Source organism: Acidobacteriota bacterium (assembly GCA_038040445.1).
GTDB classification, from domain to species: Bacteria; Acidobacteriota; Blastocatellia; order UBA7656; family UBA7656; genus Onstottus_A; species Onstottus_A frigus.
This window is the reverse complement of record JBBPIG010000003.1, coordinates 146,135-162,815: the sequence shown is the minus strand read 5'-3', so window position 1 is coordinate 162,815 and position 16,681 is coordinate 146,135. Positions and strand designations below refer to the sequence as shown.

Here is a 16,681-nt window from a genome sequence, read left to right as displayed (position 1 = left end):
AACTCTGAACCCCGCCTGCGCTCCCAGGGCAGCTAGAGTTTGAAATGACTGAGCAAGAGCGTGGCCATCCCGAGGTAGAAGAAAAACGTAATCACGTCGGTGAATGTCACCACGAACATCGACGAAGCGAGCGCGGGATCGACTCTGAAGCGCTTGAGCAACACGGGAACCAGGGTGCCCGTCACTCCGGCTACGACGAGACTCAATACCATCGTAACTCCGAGAATGCCGCCAAGCTTCAACCCGAACCACATCGAGCCAAGCCTGGCGCCAAACCAGATCGTGACTATGACACACACTCCGGCGCCTATTATCGAACCGTTGATCAGCCCAACGAGCGTCTCTTTGATCACCACCCGGCCGCTGGTTTCCCATCCGACTTCGCCCAGCCCGATTCCTCGAACCACCACGGTCATTGTCTGCGTCGCGGCGTTGCTGCCCATCGTCGCGACAACCGGAATCAGAACCGCGAGCCATATCGAGCTCTCGATCGTCTTCACGTAATATTGCACAATCGCGACAGCTATCAGCGCCGCGCCGAGCGACAGCATCAGCCACGGCAACCTCCGTCGCGCCGAATTAATTGGCGACCCCAGCGCGCGGTCATCGGCTTCAACCCCGGCGAGCGCATAGATGTCTTCGGTAGCCTCTTCGCGCATCACGTCGAGCACGTCGTCGACAGTTATGATTCCGACGAGCTTGTTCTCTTCGTCGACCACCGGCACGGCCAGAAGATTGTAGGTTGCGACTATACGGGCAACTTCTTCCTGGTCGGTGTCGGTCGTCACCTTAATCGCGTCGCCGATCATGATCTTGCGCAGCGGCGTCGACGGCGGATTCAATAACAACTGGCGCAAGCTGACTACCCCGAGCAAATGATTGCGAGAATCGACGACGTAAAGATAAAACGCCATCTCGAACTCTTCCGAGCGGCGCTGAAGCTCGGTGATGGCTTCCTCGACGGTTACATACTCGTCGAGCGCGAAATACTCGGGCGTCATAATTCGCCCGGCGGTTTCATCAGCAAATCCCAGCAGCTCGTTGACGACGGTCGAGTGTTCGAGCTTCATCGCGTCGAGAAACTCCTCGCGTAACTCCTCGGGAAGCTCCGAGACTATGAGCGTGGCGTCGTCGGAAGGCAGCTCTTGAAGCAGGCGAGAAACGTCTTCCCTGTTGAGCGTCGTCAGCAGTGCGACCGAGCGGCTGGTTTCCATTTCGGCCAGCGCTTCCGCGGCTTTGCTCAGGTCGTGCCGCACGAAGGCTTCGAACACTATTTCGCTGTCGCGTTGTGGGAGTTGACTGAGGATTTGAGCGATATCAACGGGGCGCAGCTTGGTAAGCAGGTTGGCGGCATTCGACATAGCGCCGCGCCGGGCAAGACGACCGACAGAGTCCAGCATGAGATTTAGCCGCTGCGCCTGCATCCGAATCGTCTCCGCTGCGTAACATAAGATTTGAAGAGTTGCTGTCCATTACCGCTGCTGATTGAACCCAAAGCTTTTATAGCACAGCGAGCAGTCGCGGCAAAAGAAAAAAGGCACGCAAAAGTGGCGCAAGGAACCACCGTTGGTTAGAATCCTCGACCCGCTGCCCGGCGACGGTTAGCGACGCCGCGCATCACGATTCAGAACATGGCCTATCTTACTTCTGCATTCTTTGCGCGCGATACGATCGAAGTCGCGCGTGATCTGATCGGAACGCTGCTGGTCGTTGGACCATGCGAAGGCCGCATAGTCGAGACCGAAGCCTACACCACCGACGCCGCGTCGCATTCGGTGATGCGGCCGAAACAGTCGGTGGTGATGCAGAAGACGTTCGGGCACGTATACGTGTACTTCATCTATGGGATGTACTATTGCTTGAACTTTACGACCAACCGCGAGGGCGCCGGCGCGGTGCTCATACGCGCGGTCGAGCCGGCCCGGGGAATCGAACTTATGGAGGAGCGCCGCGGCACAAGCGACATCAGAAAGCTCGCCAGCGGACCGGGCCGCTTGTGCCAGGCATTCGGTATTGACTTGAGCTTCAATGCTGAGCGCATAGGAAGACGAATTAAGCTCAAGCCCGGTAAGACAACGCCGGAAATTGCCAGCAGCAAGCGCATTGGTATCTCACGAGCGATGCACCTCGAGTGGAGATTCTATGAGCAAGGGAGCCCGTTCGTTAGCCGGTGAAGTTGTGACCACTATCGCTGGTTGCTAGAATTCGCTCCGAGAGTACGAAAGACATTCGAATGAAAAATGATCTATTGATCCGAGCAGCGCGTGGCGAACCAATCGAAAGAACTCCGGTGTGGATGATGCGCCAAGCAGGGCGCTACCTTCCTGAGTATCGAGCCGTGCGGGCCAACACCGACTTCCTGACGCTGTGCAAGACTCCGGAACTGGCGGTCGAAGTTTCACTACAGCCGTATCGCATACTCGGCGTCGACGCGGTGATCATGTTCAGCGATATCCTGATCCCGGTCGAAGCGATGGGCCAGGAAGTCAGACTCACTGAGCAGAAGGGGCCCGAGCTTCCAGATCCAATTCGCTCGCGACAACAGATCGATCGGCTGGTTGTTCCAGACCCAATTGAGAAGACCGGCTTCGTTATGGAGATCATCCATACGCTTCGCCGGGAACTGGACGGCGCGGTTCCGCTTATCGGTTTTGCCGGCGCGCCGTGGACGCTCGCTGCTTACATGATCGAAGGCGGCGGCTCGAAAAACTACGCCCAGGTGAAACGCATGATGTTCGCCGACCCGGTGACGCTTCATGCCTTGCTCGACAAGATAGCGGACACGATCATCCTGTATCTCAACGCGCAGATCGAAGCCGGCGCGCAAGTTATTCAATTGTTCGACTCGTGGGCCGGAGAACTTTCGCCGAGGGACTACGCGGCATTTGCGCTCCCATACGAGAAGAAGATATTCGAGTCGCTGAACCGCAAGGATGTGCCGGTGATTATGTACATCAACGGCAGCGGAACTTTTCTTGAGCAGATGGCCACGTGCGGCGCCGACGTAATCAGCGTGGACTGGCGCGTGAATCTGGAAGACGCGCGCGCTCGAGTTGGTCCGAAGTTCGCTCTTCAAGGGAATCTCGACCCGTGCGTGCTGCTCTCAACACCCGAGATCATAACTGAGAAGGCTCGCGAGCTTATTCGGGCGGGCGGCGGCCACCGTCACATTTTGAATTTGGGTCATGGTATTCTTCCGATGACGCCGGTAGAAAATGCGCGAGCATTTGTCGATGCAGCAAAGAGCCCAGAGTGATGCTGCGCGACGCAGTTAGCAAAGGAGAGTACATGACGAAAGGTAACACCACAGCCGACGAAGTCAGCGATGTCGAAGAAGGACGGACGCCTGAACAATCCAGAGCCCGAGCCAGGCTGCAAAGGCTGATTCAACAGAGAGGGACAACACCCATCACTCTCGAACAACTTCATGCGATGGGTGATCTCTGGCCGGAAGACGAAAGCGTAGATGAGTTCATTGCGGCGGTTCGCGAGTGGCGTCGCGATGGAACACGGAGGTTGCCTTGAACGATAGCGTTCTTGACATCCTTTTTGACGTCGTTGTCGTCGATACTGACGTAATGTCTTATGTGTTCAAGAATGACACGCGTGCCACCCTCTACGAACCTCACCTAGCGGGCAAGAGTTTGATCATCTCATTTGTCACTTTTGGGGAATTGCAACGGTGGGCGATAAGAAGCAAATGGGGCTCTTCAAAGCGGCAAAAACTTGAGGACTATTTGAGCCCCGTCTTAGTGTTCCACTCTGACGATGACCTATGTATTCAATGGGCCAGGATAACTGAGGAGGGTAGACGCAGAGGGCGCCAGATCCAGCCTGGAGATGGCTGGATTGCAGCGACCGCTCTCTTGCACAATGTTCCGCTAATCACACACAATCGGTTGGATTTCGACAACGTCACTGGACTGAAGGTCATCTCCGAAGCGAGTAGCTAGTTCTCCTCGGAACCAGACAACCAACTAGACGCTCTCCCAATCATGACTGGTCCTAGATCAACCAACTCGCGTATCGGAGTCCTGCTCTTCAACCTCGGCGGGCCGGAGACGCTCGACGATGTGCGGCCATTTCTATTCAACATCTTCTCTGACCCAGACATCATTCGTCTTCCGTGGCGCGCGCTGCAAAAGCCGCTCGCCTGGCTGATCTCGACGCAGCGTCACAAGAAATCGCGAGGCTATTACGAGCAGATCGGCGGAGGCTCGCCGCTTCGCCGCATCACCGAAGAGCAGGCCCGCGCGCTCGAGCGTGCCCTGGCAAGCCGCAACATCAACGCTCGAGCCTACGTCGGCATGCGATACTGGAATCCGTTCATCGAAGAAGCGCTCGATCAAATCCGGCGCGATCAAGTCGATCATCTCGTAGTCCTGCCGCTCTATCCGCAATTCTCGGTTTCGACGACTGGCTCGAGCCTGAATCGCATGCACGCAATCGCCGAAGAGACAGGCCATCGCTTGCCGAGAACCTCCGTGGTCTGTAGCTGGGAGGCCGATGCGAATTACATCGAAGCCATGGCTGCCGCCGCGCGCGAAGAACTGGCCCGCTTCCCCGATCAAGACCCATCGCAAACGCACATACTCTTCAGCGCGCACAGCGTGCCGGTAAGCTACATCGACGATGGAGACCCCTACCTGGATCAGACCAAAAGGACGGTTGAGCTTGTGATGGAAAAGCTCGGAGTGCATCGTCCACACACGCTCTCATTTCAGAGCAAAGTCGGCCCGGTCGAATGGCTCACGCCCGCGACCAATGAAACGATTCCAAAACTTGCCCGCGACGCCGTGTCGCAGCTAATGCTTGTGCCGGTTAGTTTCGTGTCCGAACACAGCGAAACACTTTATGAGATGGACATCCTCTATCGCGACCTCGCCGCCCAGGCCGGCATCGCTCAATACCGGCGCGTGCCCACGATGAATTGCAGGGCGGACTTTATTGAAGCTTTGGCCACACTCGTCGAACGCGCGCTCCCCTCTCGCACTGAAGGCACATCGCGCTCGAACTGCATTCACTCTTCGGTTGCGGCCAACGCGGCGGCAGCGTCCTGCGCTTGCGATCGAGCGAAGGCGTAGGCCTCATGCAAAACCGTCGCGCAGTAGTCGTAATCGGAGCCGGCATATCAGGGTTGCTCTGCGCCTATCGGCTTAAGACGCTTGGTGTCGACGTCTCGTTGATTGAGAAATCCGATCGCGTCGGCGGCGTCATTCAAAGCGAGAGTATCGAGGGCTTTCTAGTCGAGCGTGGTCCCAACAGCTCGCAAGGCACCGAGGAATTGCTGACTCTGGTGGAAGAGTTGGGAATCAGCTGTGAGTTGGTTGAAGGCGATCCGAAGGCGCCGGCTTATGTTCTCTTCGATGGCCGGCTGCACTCCGTGCCGTCGGGTCCCGGCGCATTCATCAAGAGCGGTCTGCTGAGCCTGCGTGGCAAGCTGCGAATATTCAAAGAGCCTCTCGTGCCCGCCCGTCGTTCCGACTCAGAAGAGAGCGTCGCGTCGTTTGCGCGGCGGCGAATCGGCAATGAGGCGGCCGACCGTCTGGTTGCCCCGTTCGTCTCGGGCATCTACGCCGGCGATGCTGAACAGCTCAGCGTTCAAGCAGCTTTCCCGCGACTGGCAAACCTTGAATCCAGTTACGGCGGCCTGTTTCGTGGCATGTTCGCCAACGCACGAGAAGCGCGACGTGCGAAGAAGGCCGCCAGCGCGGTGCTCGAAAAAGCCGCCCCGGCACGCAAGCGGCTATGCTCGTTTCGAAATGGAATGGCGGTCCTCCCGAAGACGCTCGCGTCAAAGCTCGGTGAAGACTTGCTGACCGAATGTGAGGAATTGCGGATTTCACGTTGCGGCTCGCGGAATGAAGCTCAGTCGCAATCGTCCGGGTTCACCGTTGAGTTCGAGCGGGCAGGTGACCGGCACCAGCTCACGTGCGAGCGGATCGTCATCGCGGCGCCGGCCAACGCCGCGGCGAAACTGGTTCGTGCCATCTCAGATCAGTTGAGCGGCCTGCTCGAAGAAGTAACTTACCCGCCGCTTGCGATCGTCAGCCTCGCTTACGACGCGTCAACGATCTCCACGCCGCTCGACGGCTTTGGCTTTCTAGTTCCGCCAGGCGAGCGAATGAACATCCTGGGTTGTGTTTGGAACTCGAGTCTTTTCGAAGGCCGCGCTCCCGCAGGCAAGGCTCTGGTAACTGTTTTTATCGGCGGCGCGCGCAACCCTGAGATCGCGCAGCTCGGGGATGCCGAGCTGGTTTCAACCGCGCACGGCGAGCTTCGGAAAGTACTTGGCATCTCCGGCGACCCGCGCGTCGTCGCGCTCACTCGATACGAGCGCTCAATACCACAATATAACCTTGGACACTTCGCGCGCGTGCAGCAAATCGAAACCCTGCTTGGCGAGCTGCCCGGGCTGCGGCTCATCGGCAACTACTTGCACGGGGTTTCGACCGGCGATTGCATCAAGGAAGCGGACCACGTGGCGAGAGATCTCGGCGAGTCGCTTTCTTCGGCGCCGCGAGGCTGACTCGTGCTTAATCTTATGAGATTCCGGAGGCTTGCCGGCAGGAGGATGACATATGAAGTTCGCAAGACTGCTGTACGTGGTTGCAGGCATCTATGGTTTGGTCCTTCTCGTCCCGCAATACTTCACTGAGGCGAAGACCGGACGAGATTTTCCACCCGCGATAACGCACCCGGAGTTCTACTACGGGTTCCTTGGAGTTGCAATTTCGTGGCAGATTGCGTTTCTGGTGGTGTCCCGAGATCCGGTGCGATTTCGCGCGATTATGATTCCGTCAATACTGGAGAAGTTCACGTTTGGGATCGCGGTGCTGTTGCTTTTCATTCAACAGCGAACTTCGTCTTTGACGCTTACGTTTGGCACTATCGACTTGATCTTCGGTGCGCTCTTTTGTGTCGCTTATGTAAGACTGGAAAGATGATGATGAGCCTGGACGGCCGTCTCTCCTTAGCACCACTATTTTGGTGGCTGCGCCGAGCGCTGATTATCTGAAGTCGCTAATCAACACGACGTCGCTGGTGATGCTGCCGCGCGCGACGGCAAGTTGTTTGCCATCGGGTGACCAGTTCCAGGAAAAGATCAAATCAGACTTGAAGTCAGTCAACGGGACAGGTTTGCCCGGCCCGCTGGCAGGCCGTTAGACGCCAAGGATATGCTCCGGCCAAATAAGATTGCCTGCCACATACTCTTTCAAGTACAGTCACACGTCGCATCGAAGCGAGGACTTGAATCCATCATTCCAACGGGAGATCGCCTATGTCAGAGCAAAATGTAAGTATCGTACGCGGTTTGTACGAAGGTTTCGGGAGCGGAGACATTAACACAGTCATAGCGGCGCTGGATCCAAACATTGAGTGGCTTGAGGCGGAGAACTTCATCTACGCCGACGGCAATCCCTATATTGGCCAGAGTGCCGTGCTTGAAGGTGTGTTCATGAGGATAGGAGCCGAATGGGATGACTTCACGGTATCTCCGAACGAGATCCTCGACGCAGGAAAGACAGTTATCGGCCATGGCTATTACAGTGGCACCTACAAGAAGAATCAGAAGCCTGTGCGGGCACAGTTCGCACACCTATTCACGGTTCGCGACGGCAAGGTAGTTAGGTTTCAACAGTACACAGATACAGCGCAGTTCTTGCGAGTCGTTGGCAGCTAGGCACGAACAGGTTGCAGCAGGCCGTCGGGAAAGGCTTAAACCGGCCGCGTGAAGCGCATTTCACAATCGTCCCTTCGGTTCCTGCTCGCGCGCCCGCTGATTAGAGAGAGCCACACACAAACACTAGGACAATTGATGACCAAAATCGTGATAACCGGGCTTGTCGTGATCCATCTGGCCGCGTCGCTTTGGCACGGGGGCGCTCACACCCAGCTCGCCGTCACACTTTCGCCCGAGAAGAATATCTTCGTTTATGTCGTGATCCTCATCGCGCCAATCGTGGCCGCCTTTCTCGTATGGACGCGCTACCTCTCAGCAGGCTTGTGGGTGTTCTTTCTGTCCATGCTTGGTTCCCTTCTCTTCGGTGCGTATCACCACTACGTGCTGGTATCGCCCGACAACATTGGGCATCTCCCTGTTGGCAGCCCGGAGTCTCACGCCCGCTTCATCACAAGCGCCGCGGTAATCGCTTTGCTCGAGCTGGCATCAGCACTCTATGGCGCGTTCTGTTTGGGCTCGCACATATCACGACCTCGCGCTTGATATTTCTGCAAGCGGACCCGCAACCCTCAAAGTAGCTGCGTAACCCGCCGATAAACCCGCCGCTGCGCCCGCAGCTCAATGAGCAGGGCGCCAGTGCCTGGCCTGAAAGTGCCTGGCCTGAATCATAAACGAGCAGAGATTTGCAGTATCTAGTTGGCCCTTCGTTGCTATATGCTTTTCATCAGGTAGGAGAACACTATGGAGTATGCATTTCGTTTAGAGGGCGGGCGCCGATTTAAGCTGGAGGATGTTGATCCGGGAGATGACGCGGGGGTAAAGCGCGCGGAGGGTGAGGAGAAGACCGCTCATCTCATCGAAGAGTTGATCGAACTACAGGAACTTCTTTACGCGGCGCGGCTGCAAAGCGTGCTGGTGATCCTGCAAGGGCGCGATACCAGCGGCAAAGACGGTACGATCCGCCACGTGGCCGGTCCGTTGGACTCGCAGAGCTGCGCGGTAGCCGCTTTCAAAGTTCCGACCGAAGAGGAACTCGCCCACGATTTCCTATGGCGGGTACACGCGCAGACGCCGGCTGCAGGATACATCAAAATCTTCAACCGCTCTCACTATGAGGATGTGCTGGTTGTGCGCGTTCATGAACTCGCGCCAGAGAAGGTGTGGCGACAACGCTACGAGCACATCAACGCTTTCGAGCGATTGCTGGCGGATTCGTCTACCCTCGTCCTCAAGTTCTACCTCCACATCAGCAAAGATGAGCAAGAGCAGCGACTGCTCGAACGGGAGAAAAACCCGATCAAATCCTGGAAGCTCTCGGTCGGCGATTGGAAGGAGCGAGAGTACTGGGACGATTACACTGCTGCCTATGAAGAAGCGCTCAACCGCTGCAGCACCAAAGATGCGCCCTGGTTTATTGTGCCTGCGGACAAAAAATGGTTCCGCAACCTTGCGGTTGCGCAAACTTTGCGGGACGCGCTGATGCCTTTCAGGGAATCGTGGCTGGAAAAGCTCGAAGAAGTAGGACGAGAAAAGAGGAAGGAGATTGAAGAGTATCGGCGGAGCCGCAACAACTCCGCGTAGCCATCTAATGGACACCCACCAGCGCACTTTTACAGCAAACGAAGGTGAGTGAAGAGAGCTTCCAACAGACGAAGCGCTAGCCGCGACAAGAGGGCGGAGAATAACTATGACCGGCACATTGAAGGTAAGGCGAACCGCGACAGTCATCATTTTGCTTCTTCTCGGCTTGTTGCTTTGGTTATCGCTTACGCACTTCAGGCCATCTGAAATATTTGGGTTTAGGGAAGATGATCAAAATAAAGTGGTCAGTAGTGTTTACGATTCGCCGGTTCACCTTGCCAACCTCGAAAACAGATCTGTCCTCGAGAGTAGTGGGATCGGCTCTTCCAAACTCAACACGGGCGTTTGCTGGACTCACAATGATAGCGGAGATGGACCGTTTCTATATGCCTTTGATCAACAGGGAAAAAATCGCGGAGTCTGGCGAGTTGCCGGCGCGTCTGCGGTCGACTGGGAAGACATGGCCATGGGTCCGGGCCCGATTCAAGGCCAGTCCTACATCTACGCCGGTGACATCGGAGACAATTCTAAAGACAGGGATGAGATCCTGGTTTACCGCGTCGCCGAGCCTTCGATTGCGCCCAGCGACTCGTCTTCGACGACTAAGAGCCCGCGCAACACAGACGCGGCGGATGTGATCCGGCTAAGGTATCCTGATGGCAAGCACAATGCGGAAACGTTGTTGGTCCATCCGTCAACAGGCGACCTTTACATCATCACCAAACTAAGAGGCGCGGCCGCAGGCGTGTATAAGCTGAAGGCGCCGTTTCCAAATTCAGGGCCGTCCACGCTGGTCCGGATTGGAGAGGTGCAATTCCCGAATTCGCTGATAGGACTCATTACCGGCGGAGATATTTCTCCTGATGGTAAGAGGGTTATTCTCTGCGATTATCTTGGCGGTTTCGAACTTGTTCTACCGGCCACGCGAGGCCTTGCTTTCGATGAGATTTGGAAACAGCCGCTGATGCCGGTCAATGTAGGAGCTCGCCAACAGGGCGAAGCAATTTGTTACCGTGCGGACGGGCTGGCTTTGCTCGCGACGAGCGAAGGGCTCCCGTGTCCGCTTATTGAGACTGCTCGAAGCAACCGCGAGTGATGACGGGATGTTATGAGCGTAAGTAGCACGCCCGGCTTCCACCCTTACCTGCTTGTTTGTCAAGAACCGTGCGACTAGACTAAGGTGTGCGCTTCGAGTGGGACGATGAAAAGAACAAATCCAACATCCGTAAGCATGGCTTCGATTTCGCTGATGCGTGGGAGATCTTCGAAGCGCCGTTGCTTGCCGGTCTTGATGAACGAGAGGATTATGGCGAGGACCGTTGGATTGGAATCGGGTCGCTTAAGGGACAGATTGTCGTAATCGTGTTTGCTGAACTCGATGCAGAAACGATAAGGGTGATTTCGTTGCGAAAGGCGATGAAGCATGAACGCATCAAATATGAACAAGCCATCAGAGACGGACTGGGAACGAATTGAAAAGCTGACGGATGAGGAGATAGACACTTCCGATATTCCGCCGTTGGACGACACGTTCTTTGCGAAAGCAAGCCTGCGAATGCCGCGACCGCAGGTGCCGGTCACATTGCATGTGAATGCCGAAAGGCCAGGGTTAGATATTTATGCTTCCGCTGAAGCATCCGACATTGAGCGATCAGCCATTGCAGAGTCGTTCGGTCAAGGCTTTGAAGTTTCCCTGCACAATGGTGAATATCGGTTTTCAGAAGGCGTCCTGCCGCTTGTAGTAACTATTTCTCTCGCGATTGCCTCGAACCCCGTCGCCGTAAACATCGCCTCGAATGCGCTTTGGGACCTCTTGAAAGCAGGCGTTCTCAAACTCCGAAGCCAGCCCAAATCTAAGATCAACCGGGAGACAGTAATAAAGATCTGGTCTCAAGAACGAGAGTTCATAATAGCCAAAGACTCTTTCTTCGCTCGTGAAAAACAGCAACAGAGAGAATACCATTCGATTGATGAATTGTTCGACGACCTGAAAAGACACTAGACTCCTGATCGTGTCTAACAAGACGCCCTTTCTGTTCGATTCAAAAATGCTGTCTGCCAGCGTCAATCGCAGGGACCCCGAAGCTCAAGTGTATCGAGTATCGAGTAGCTGTCAGGAACCGACCCCGAGGGATCGGCGTGTCAACCGAACACTCTTCGGCCGGCGATAAACGCCGCAGAAACATGCCCGCTAAGCTTCCATCCAACGAACGGTGTGTTGCGGCTCTTTGACTTGAATCGCCGCGGGTCCACCGTCCATTCGCAGTCGGGGTCGAAGACGGTTATGTCTGCAAGCGAACCCACAGCAAGCGAGCCGCCCGGAAGCGAGAACGCTCGCGCTGGGCCGATAGTCAGCATCTCGATTATGCGCGGGAGAGGGATTGCGCCTGAATGATAGAGAACCGTAAGCGCGACGCCTAACGCAGTCTCGAGTCCGACGACCCCTGAAGGCGCGCGGTCGTATTCCAACATCTTTTCATCCAGGTGATGAGGCGCGTGGTCTGTCGCAATCGCGTCAATCGTCCCGTCGCGCACGGCTTCAATCAGCGCGGCGCGGTCTTCTTCCGAGCGAAGCGGAGGGCTCATCTTGGTGTTCGTGTCGAAGCCTACGACCGCCGCGTCGGTGAGGGCCAGATGATGAGGGGTGACCTCGCAGGTCACCGCCAGGCCCTCTAGTTTGGCTCGACGGACAAAATCGACGGACCCTGCCGTAGAAATGTGCGCGATATGAACTCGCGCGCCGGTCAGCCCGGCAAGCATCATGTCGCGAGCGACGTGGCTCTCTTCAGCAGCGCGGCTCATTCCTTTGAGTCCCAACAGGGTCGAGTAGCGGCCCTCGTTCATCACGCCTCCGGCCGCAAGGTGCAAGTCCTGACAGTGATCCACAACCACGAGCCCGTGGTCGCGCGCGTACTCCATCGCGTGGCGCATCACCTGCGAGTCCATCACCGGACGGCCGTCGTCGGACACCGCAACCGCGCCGGCTTCCTTCATCTCGGCCATCTCCGCGAGCTCTTCGCCTTTTGACTCGCGGGTGATGGCGCCGACCGGGTAGACTCGCGCAAGCGCGGCTTCGCGAGCCTTGTCGATGATGAAGCGCGTGACCGAAGCATTGTCGTTCACCGGCTTCGTGTTGGGCATCGCACAAATCGAGGTGAAGCCGCCCGCTACTGCCGCCGCCGCTCCAGAAGCGATCATCTCTTTGTATTCCTCTCCCGGCTCGCGAAGGTGAACGTGCAAGTCGATGAATCCGGGCGCGACGATCAAACCGCTCGCGTCGAAGACCTCGCCGCCATCATCGTGTAAGGAGTCTCCGATGGACTTGACCCGGCCGTCTTCGATCAGCAAATCGGCGATCCTGTCGAGTTGCTGCGAAGGATCGATGATCCGTCCGCCTTTGATTAACAGCCTCACTGACCCTCCCCGTGGAGTAGCGCACGCTGCCAGCTTGCGACACGTTTAGATTGAACCATCGTTGGCTCCTTCCATACGAATTCGCAAGCTGGCAGCTTGCGCTACGTTCCCTCCGTGCCGATGAGCAGGAACAGAATCGCCATTCGAACCGCTACGCCGTTGGTCACTTGATCGAGTATCAACGACCGCGCACTGTCCACCACTTCAGAGCTGATTTCGATTCCGCGATTGACCGGCCCCGGGTGCATCACGATGCAATCGCCGGCGGCAAGCTCCAACCGTCGAAGCGTCAACCCGTACTGAATCGAATATTCCTTGAGCGAAGGAAAGAACGCGTCAGTCATTCGCTCGCGCTGAATGCGCAGCATCATCACGACATCGCTTCCGGCAATCGCTTCGTCGACGTGATCGCAGACGGTCAGCGAGCCTTCGGAGTTTTCGATCAGCCTGTCGTAGCCGATCGGGATCAACGTACGCGGACCCGCGATGCGCACGTGCGCGCCGAGCTTGGTCAGCAAGTGAACGTTCGAGCGAGCCACCCGGCTGTGGGTGATGTCGCCGACGATTGCGACTTGAAGCCCTTGAATCCGGCCTTTGTGTTCGCGAATCGTGAAGGCGTCGAGCAGAGCTTGAGTCGGGTGCTCGTGCGCGCCGTCGCCTCCGTTGATTATCGAAGCGCTGACCATTCTCGAAAGCTGATGAGGCACCCCAGGCGAGGGATGACGTATCACGATCGCGTCGGGCGCCATCGCTTGAAGGTTCTGAGCCGTATCGATCAGCGATTCGCCCTTGCTGATCGATGAAGTCGAAGCGGAGATGTTGACCGTGTCTGCCGAAAGGCGCTTCGCGGCAATCTCGAACGAAGTGCGGGTGCGAGTGGAGGCTTCGAAGAAGAGGTTGATGATGGTTTTGCCCCGAAGGGCCGGGACTTTTTTGATCGCGCGAGCGGAGACTTCTTTGAACGACTCACCCGTGTCGAGGATTGTGTTGATCTCCTCGACTGAAAGTTCCCTGATGCCTAGAAGGTCTTTCCTGGTGAACGCCATCTCTTGCGTGATACGTGATGCGTGATGCGTGACGGATCACGAATCACGCATCACGCATCACTGCTTACTCGTTCTCAACAACAATAACCTGCTCGTCTTCGTCGTAGTCCTGAAGCATCACCTTGACGATCTCGTTGTCCGCCGTTTGCACGTTCTTGCCAACGTAGTCGGCCTGTATGGGCAGCTCGCGGTGGCCACGATCGATCAGCACCGCCAGCTCGACTCTTCGCGGGCGGCCGAAATCGACAAGCTCGTCCAAGGCCGCGCGCACGGTTCGACCCGTGTACAGCACGTCGTCCACAAGCACGATCGTGCTATCGGTCACGTCAGCCGGGATGTCGGTTTTGTTCACGACCGGGCGAGGCCCAACGGTCGAGAGGTCGTCGCGATAAAGCGTAATGTCGAGTTGTCCAGTCGGAGGACGTTGGCCTTCGAGCTGCTCGATCTTGTCGGCGATTCTTTCGGCGAGCGGGACGCCGCGCCGTCGAATACCCACCAGAAGCAGGTCCTTAGTCCCGCGATTGTGCTCGACTATTTGCGAGGCGAGCCGCGACAGAGCGCGACTTATTCCCGCAGCATCCATTATGTGAGTCTTAAGCTTGAGGTCCATTCGCGGTCTCGTCAGATTGCGAGTCGCGGTGAATATAGCACGGCAGAAAGTGACGCTCAAGGTGACCCGCTTTTGAAGGGTCGCGTCAGATTTTCGCGCATCACCTCTGACAGAGACTGTGAAACTCCGGAATACCACCCACGGCAGTGGGTGGATCGTTCAAGCCCAGCCTACATAGAGAGCCGCCCGCCCCCTTTGTTTTTGTTATCTCTCTCTCCCCTCGCCGCGAGGGGAGAGGAGGGGAAAAACGGGAATCCGGGTGCGCCCCTTTGTAGGCTGGGCTTGAACAATCCAACCACTGCCGTGGGTGGGATTCCCGGAGTCTTCAGCTCCCCCGCATCCTTAACGAGATCAACCTCGCTTCTGCTTGATCGAGAACACCTGCCCGGCGATGGTGATAGTACCCCTGCGCACCGGACCAATGTTTGCCTCCACCGAATAGGTCACTGCGCCGGCGCCAATGCCGGCGCCAGATACCACAGTGATCCAACTGTCGTTGCTCACCGCGCCCCACACGCAACCCGCGCTTGCTCCCACTTCCACCGTACCGTTTCCACCCCTTGACGGAATAGTCTTCGACACCGGAGCAATCGAGTAACTGCATGTTCCCGGCACGGTTCCCGCTTGAAACACCGCAAAGGTTCTTCGCGCGATGATGACGGCGCCGATGCGCGCGTCCGGTCCCGAATTCTGCGCGACGCTGTAGCTGACCGCCCCGCTCCCGGTGCCGCTCGATCCCGAGTCGATGACTATCCACGAATCGTTGCTGGCCGCGGTCCAGGAAGTGGCACCCACCGCATTCACGTTGATGGTCCCCGTTCCGCCGCCGGCGGAAAATGCGTTGTTAGCCGGCACCATCGTCGTCAGCGCGAGATCGACCGCGGCTTTTACGTTGAGCCTCCCATGTCCCCAGGTGTTGTTGGGCACTCCGGCGCTGCCGCATGCATTGGACGAAACAGGCGTTGCGGTGTCGTTCAAGTAGCCTTGCAACTCCGTCACATTGTCACGCAAATCGGGCCGCGCCGACAGCAACAACGCCACCGCCCCGGCGACGTGCGGACCGGACATAGAAGTGCCGCTCAGGGAAGCGTAAGCCGTCGTGCTCGTCCGCGTGCTGGAACGAATCCCAACGCCGGGCGCGGTGATGTCGGGTTTGAGCCGGTTGCTGCCATCTATAGTGATCGGCCCTTGCCCGCTGAACCCCGCGATCAATCCGGTAGTATGGTCGAAAGCTCCCACACTGTAAGCTGCCTCGTAGAGCGAAGGTGGGTTCACGATAGTCGAGCAGTTTGATGAGTAATTGCCTGCCGAGACTACCGTCACTATGCCGGCAGCCCGTTGCGCCTCGACTGCCGCTTGCAGCGTCAACGCGGAACAGCCCTCCGACGGCGGACACACCCAGGAGTTGATAGTGACGTCCGGCGCCTTCGAAGGCTCGCCGTTTGATGAAGTGCCGTTCACCGGATAAGGGGCGAGAAAGAACTCGAAGCATTCCATGTAGGTGGCAGGCGAGCCAGTGCCCTGATCCATATTGCGGCAGCCAATCCATTTCGCTCCCGGCGCCATGCCGATTTGGTTCGCCCCTCCATCATCGCCTATCGCGGTGCCTACCGTATGACTGCCGTGCCCGTTGTCGTCGCACGGCACGATAGAACTAGGTCCGCAAGCGCCGCCGCCGGAATGAATGCTGTCGTGCCAGTTGAAATCGTGCTTGGCTTTCGAGCCTTTAGTTCCACGGTAGTGGCTTTTGAGCGCCGCGTGGTCAAAGCGAATCCCGGTGTCGGCGCCGCCGATGACTGCGTTCTGTCCGGTGAAGCCCAGCGCCCACACATCAAGCGCTCCCGTATTTGTGATATTGCCCTCCGCCGCGGTGATGTGGACTTGTGATTCGATCTCGACTCCGGGCTGCGGAAGATTCTGAATTTGCGGGTTGCCCTCGATGCGCCCTACCTCAGGGCGCGCTGCAAGCTCCATAGCGACGCTACGGTCACCCGTAACCAGAATCGCGTTGACGATGTAGAACGAGCGATGTTCGATCCCGCGCGAGACAAGCCATTCGACAATCGGTCCCTGAGTCTCCCGCGCCTTTTTCCTAAGGGTCTGATAGACGTAATCACCCTTCGCGCTCTTGGTGTTGAGCGAAGCGGCGCCGCTTAGGTCAGCCTGGTCGGCGAGCACTACGAAGAACTCCGCTTGCCTGGACAGGCTGGTCTGTTCAAGCACCCACGGAGCGACTTTCGTTAGCGCCGAGCTCTGCGTTGTTTGAGATGGCGTAATGCTCGAGTGCACCGACGCGACGGTGGTAACGACGAACAGCAGGATTGTCAGCAGGCGAATCTTCATAAC

17 protein-coding genes are annotated in these 16,681 nt (G+C 57.2%); 12 read left to right on the top strand and 5 right to left on the bottom strand.

The genetic code is table 11. The features are described from left to right. Positions 1–32: 32 nt before the first annotated feature. Positions 33–1,424 carry a magnesium transporter gene (gene mgtE / locus AABO57_04490; protein MEK6284978.1) on the bottom strand — a complete coding sequence of 464 codons (1,392 nt, stop codon included), beginning with the start codon at positions 1,422–1,424 and terminating at the stop codon, positions 33–35. Between the two features lie 207 nt (positions 1,425–1,631). Between mgtE and AABO57_04485 the strand changes: the two genes are divergently transcribed. The 12 genes from AABO57_04485 (at position 1,632) to AABO57_04430 (ending at position 11,267) form a co-directional block, all read left to right on the top strand. Then, positions 1,632–2,174 (top strand): DNA-3-methyladenine glycosylase, encoded by a 543-nt coding sequence (locus AABO57_04485; protein ID MEK6284977.1) that lies wholly within the window; start codon positions 1,632–1,634, stop codon positions 2,172–2,174. A gap of 59 nt (positions 2,175–2,233) precedes the next feature. Then, on the top strand, positions 2,234–3,256 hold the full coding sequence (hemE, locus tag AABO57_04480) for a uroporphyrinogen decarboxylase (GenBank protein ID MEK6284976.1): 1,023 nt from the start codon (positions 2,234–2,236) through the stop codon (positions 3,254–3,256). A gap of 32 nt (positions 3,257–3,288) precedes the next feature. After that, on the top strand, positions 3,289–3,525 hold the full coding sequence (locus tag AABO57_04475) for a hypothetical protein (protein MEK6284975.1): 237 nt from the start codon (positions 3,289–3,291) through the stop codon (positions 3,523–3,525). 470 nt (positions 3,526–3,995) lie between these two features. Beyond that, positions 3,996–5,084, top strand: a complete 1,089-nt coding sequence (gene hemH / locus AABO57_04470; protein MEK6284974.1) for a ferrochelatase — start codon at positions 3,996–3,998, stop codon at positions 5,082–5,084. 5 nt (positions 5,085–5,089) lie between these two features. Then, entirely contained in the window at positions 5,090–6,529 is a 1,440-nt protein-coding gene (gene hemG, locus AABO57_04465) for a protoporphyrinogen oxidase (protein ID MEK6284973.1), read from the top strand. Positions 6,530–6,581: 52 nt separating this feature from the next. Then, positions 6,582–6,947, top strand: coding sequence for a hypothetical protein (locus AABO57_04460; GenBank protein ID MEK6284972.1), 366 nt, complete (start codon positions 6,582–6,584; stop codon positions 6,945–6,947). Positions 6,948–7,282: 335 nt separating this feature from the next. Continuing rightward, complete coding sequence (locus AABO57_04455; GenBank protein ID MEK6284971.1) at positions 7,283–7,684, top strand: nuclear transport factor 2 family protein; 402 nt, start codon at positions 7,283–7,285, stop codon at positions 7,682–7,684. Between the two features lie 135 nt (positions 7,685–7,819). Beyond that, on the top strand, positions 7,820–8,227 hold the full coding sequence (locus AABO57_04450; protein MEK6284970.1) for a hypothetical protein: 408 nt from the start codon (positions 7,820–7,822) through the stop codon (positions 8,225–8,227). A gap of 198 nt (positions 8,228–8,425) precedes the next feature. Further along, positions 8,426–9,265, top strand: coding sequence for a PPK2 family polyphosphate kinase (locus AABO57_04445; protein ID MEK6284969.1), 840 nt, complete (start codon positions 8,426–8,428; stop codon positions 9,263–9,265). Between the two features lie 106 nt (positions 9,266–9,371). Further along, positions 9,372–10,361 (top strand): hypothetical protein, encoded by a 990-nt coding sequence (locus tag AABO57_04440; protein ID MEK6284968.1) that lies wholly within the window; start codon positions 9,372–9,374, stop codon positions 10,359–10,361. Between the two features lie 86 nt (positions 10,362–10,447). After that, positions 10,448–10,741, top strand: coding sequence for a BrnT family toxin (locus AABO57_04435; GenBank protein ID MEK6284967.1), 294 nt, complete (start codon positions 10,448–10,450; stop codon positions 10,739–10,741). Then, a complete protein-coding gene (locus AABO57_04430; GenBank protein ID MEK6284966.1) occupies positions 10,689–11,267 on the top strand; it encodes a hypothetical protein in 579 nt (192 codons plus the stop codon). The genes AABO57_04435 and AABO57_04430 overlap by 53 nt, the downstream gene beginning before the upstream one ends. 140 nt (positions 11,268–11,407) lie before the next feature. On the opposite strand, the gene AABO57_04425 is transcribed toward AABO57_04430, so the two are convergent. The 4 genes from AABO57_04425 to AABO57_04410 form a co-directional block, all read right to left on the bottom strand. Next, complete coding sequence (locus AABO57_04425; protein ID MEK6284965.1) at positions 11,408–12,679, bottom strand: dihydroorotase; 1,272 nt, start codon at positions 12,677–12,679, stop codon at positions 11,408–11,410. A 101-nt stretch (positions 12,680–12,780) separates the two neighbouring features. Next, positions 12,781–13,725 (bottom strand): aspartate carbamoyltransferase catalytic subunit, encoded by a 945-nt coding sequence (locus AABO57_04420; GenBank protein ID MEK6284964.1) that lies wholly within the window; start codon positions 13,723–13,725, stop codon positions 12,781–12,783. A gap of 64 nt (positions 13,726–13,789) precedes the next feature. Beyond that, positions 13,790–14,335, bottom strand: coding sequence for a bifunctional pyr operon transcriptional regulator/uracil phosphoribosyltransferase PyrR (gene pyrR / locus AABO57_04415; GenBank protein MEK6284963.1), 546 nt, complete (start codon positions 14,333–14,335; stop codon positions 13,790–13,792). A 351-nt stretch (positions 14,336–14,686) separates the two neighbouring features. Beyond that, complete coding sequence (locus AABO57_04410; GenBank protein MEK6284962.1) at positions 14,687–16,678, bottom strand: S8 family serine peptidase; 1,992 nt, start codon at positions 16,676–16,678, stop codon at positions 14,687–14,689. Positions 16,679–16,681: the final 3 nt, after the last annotated feature.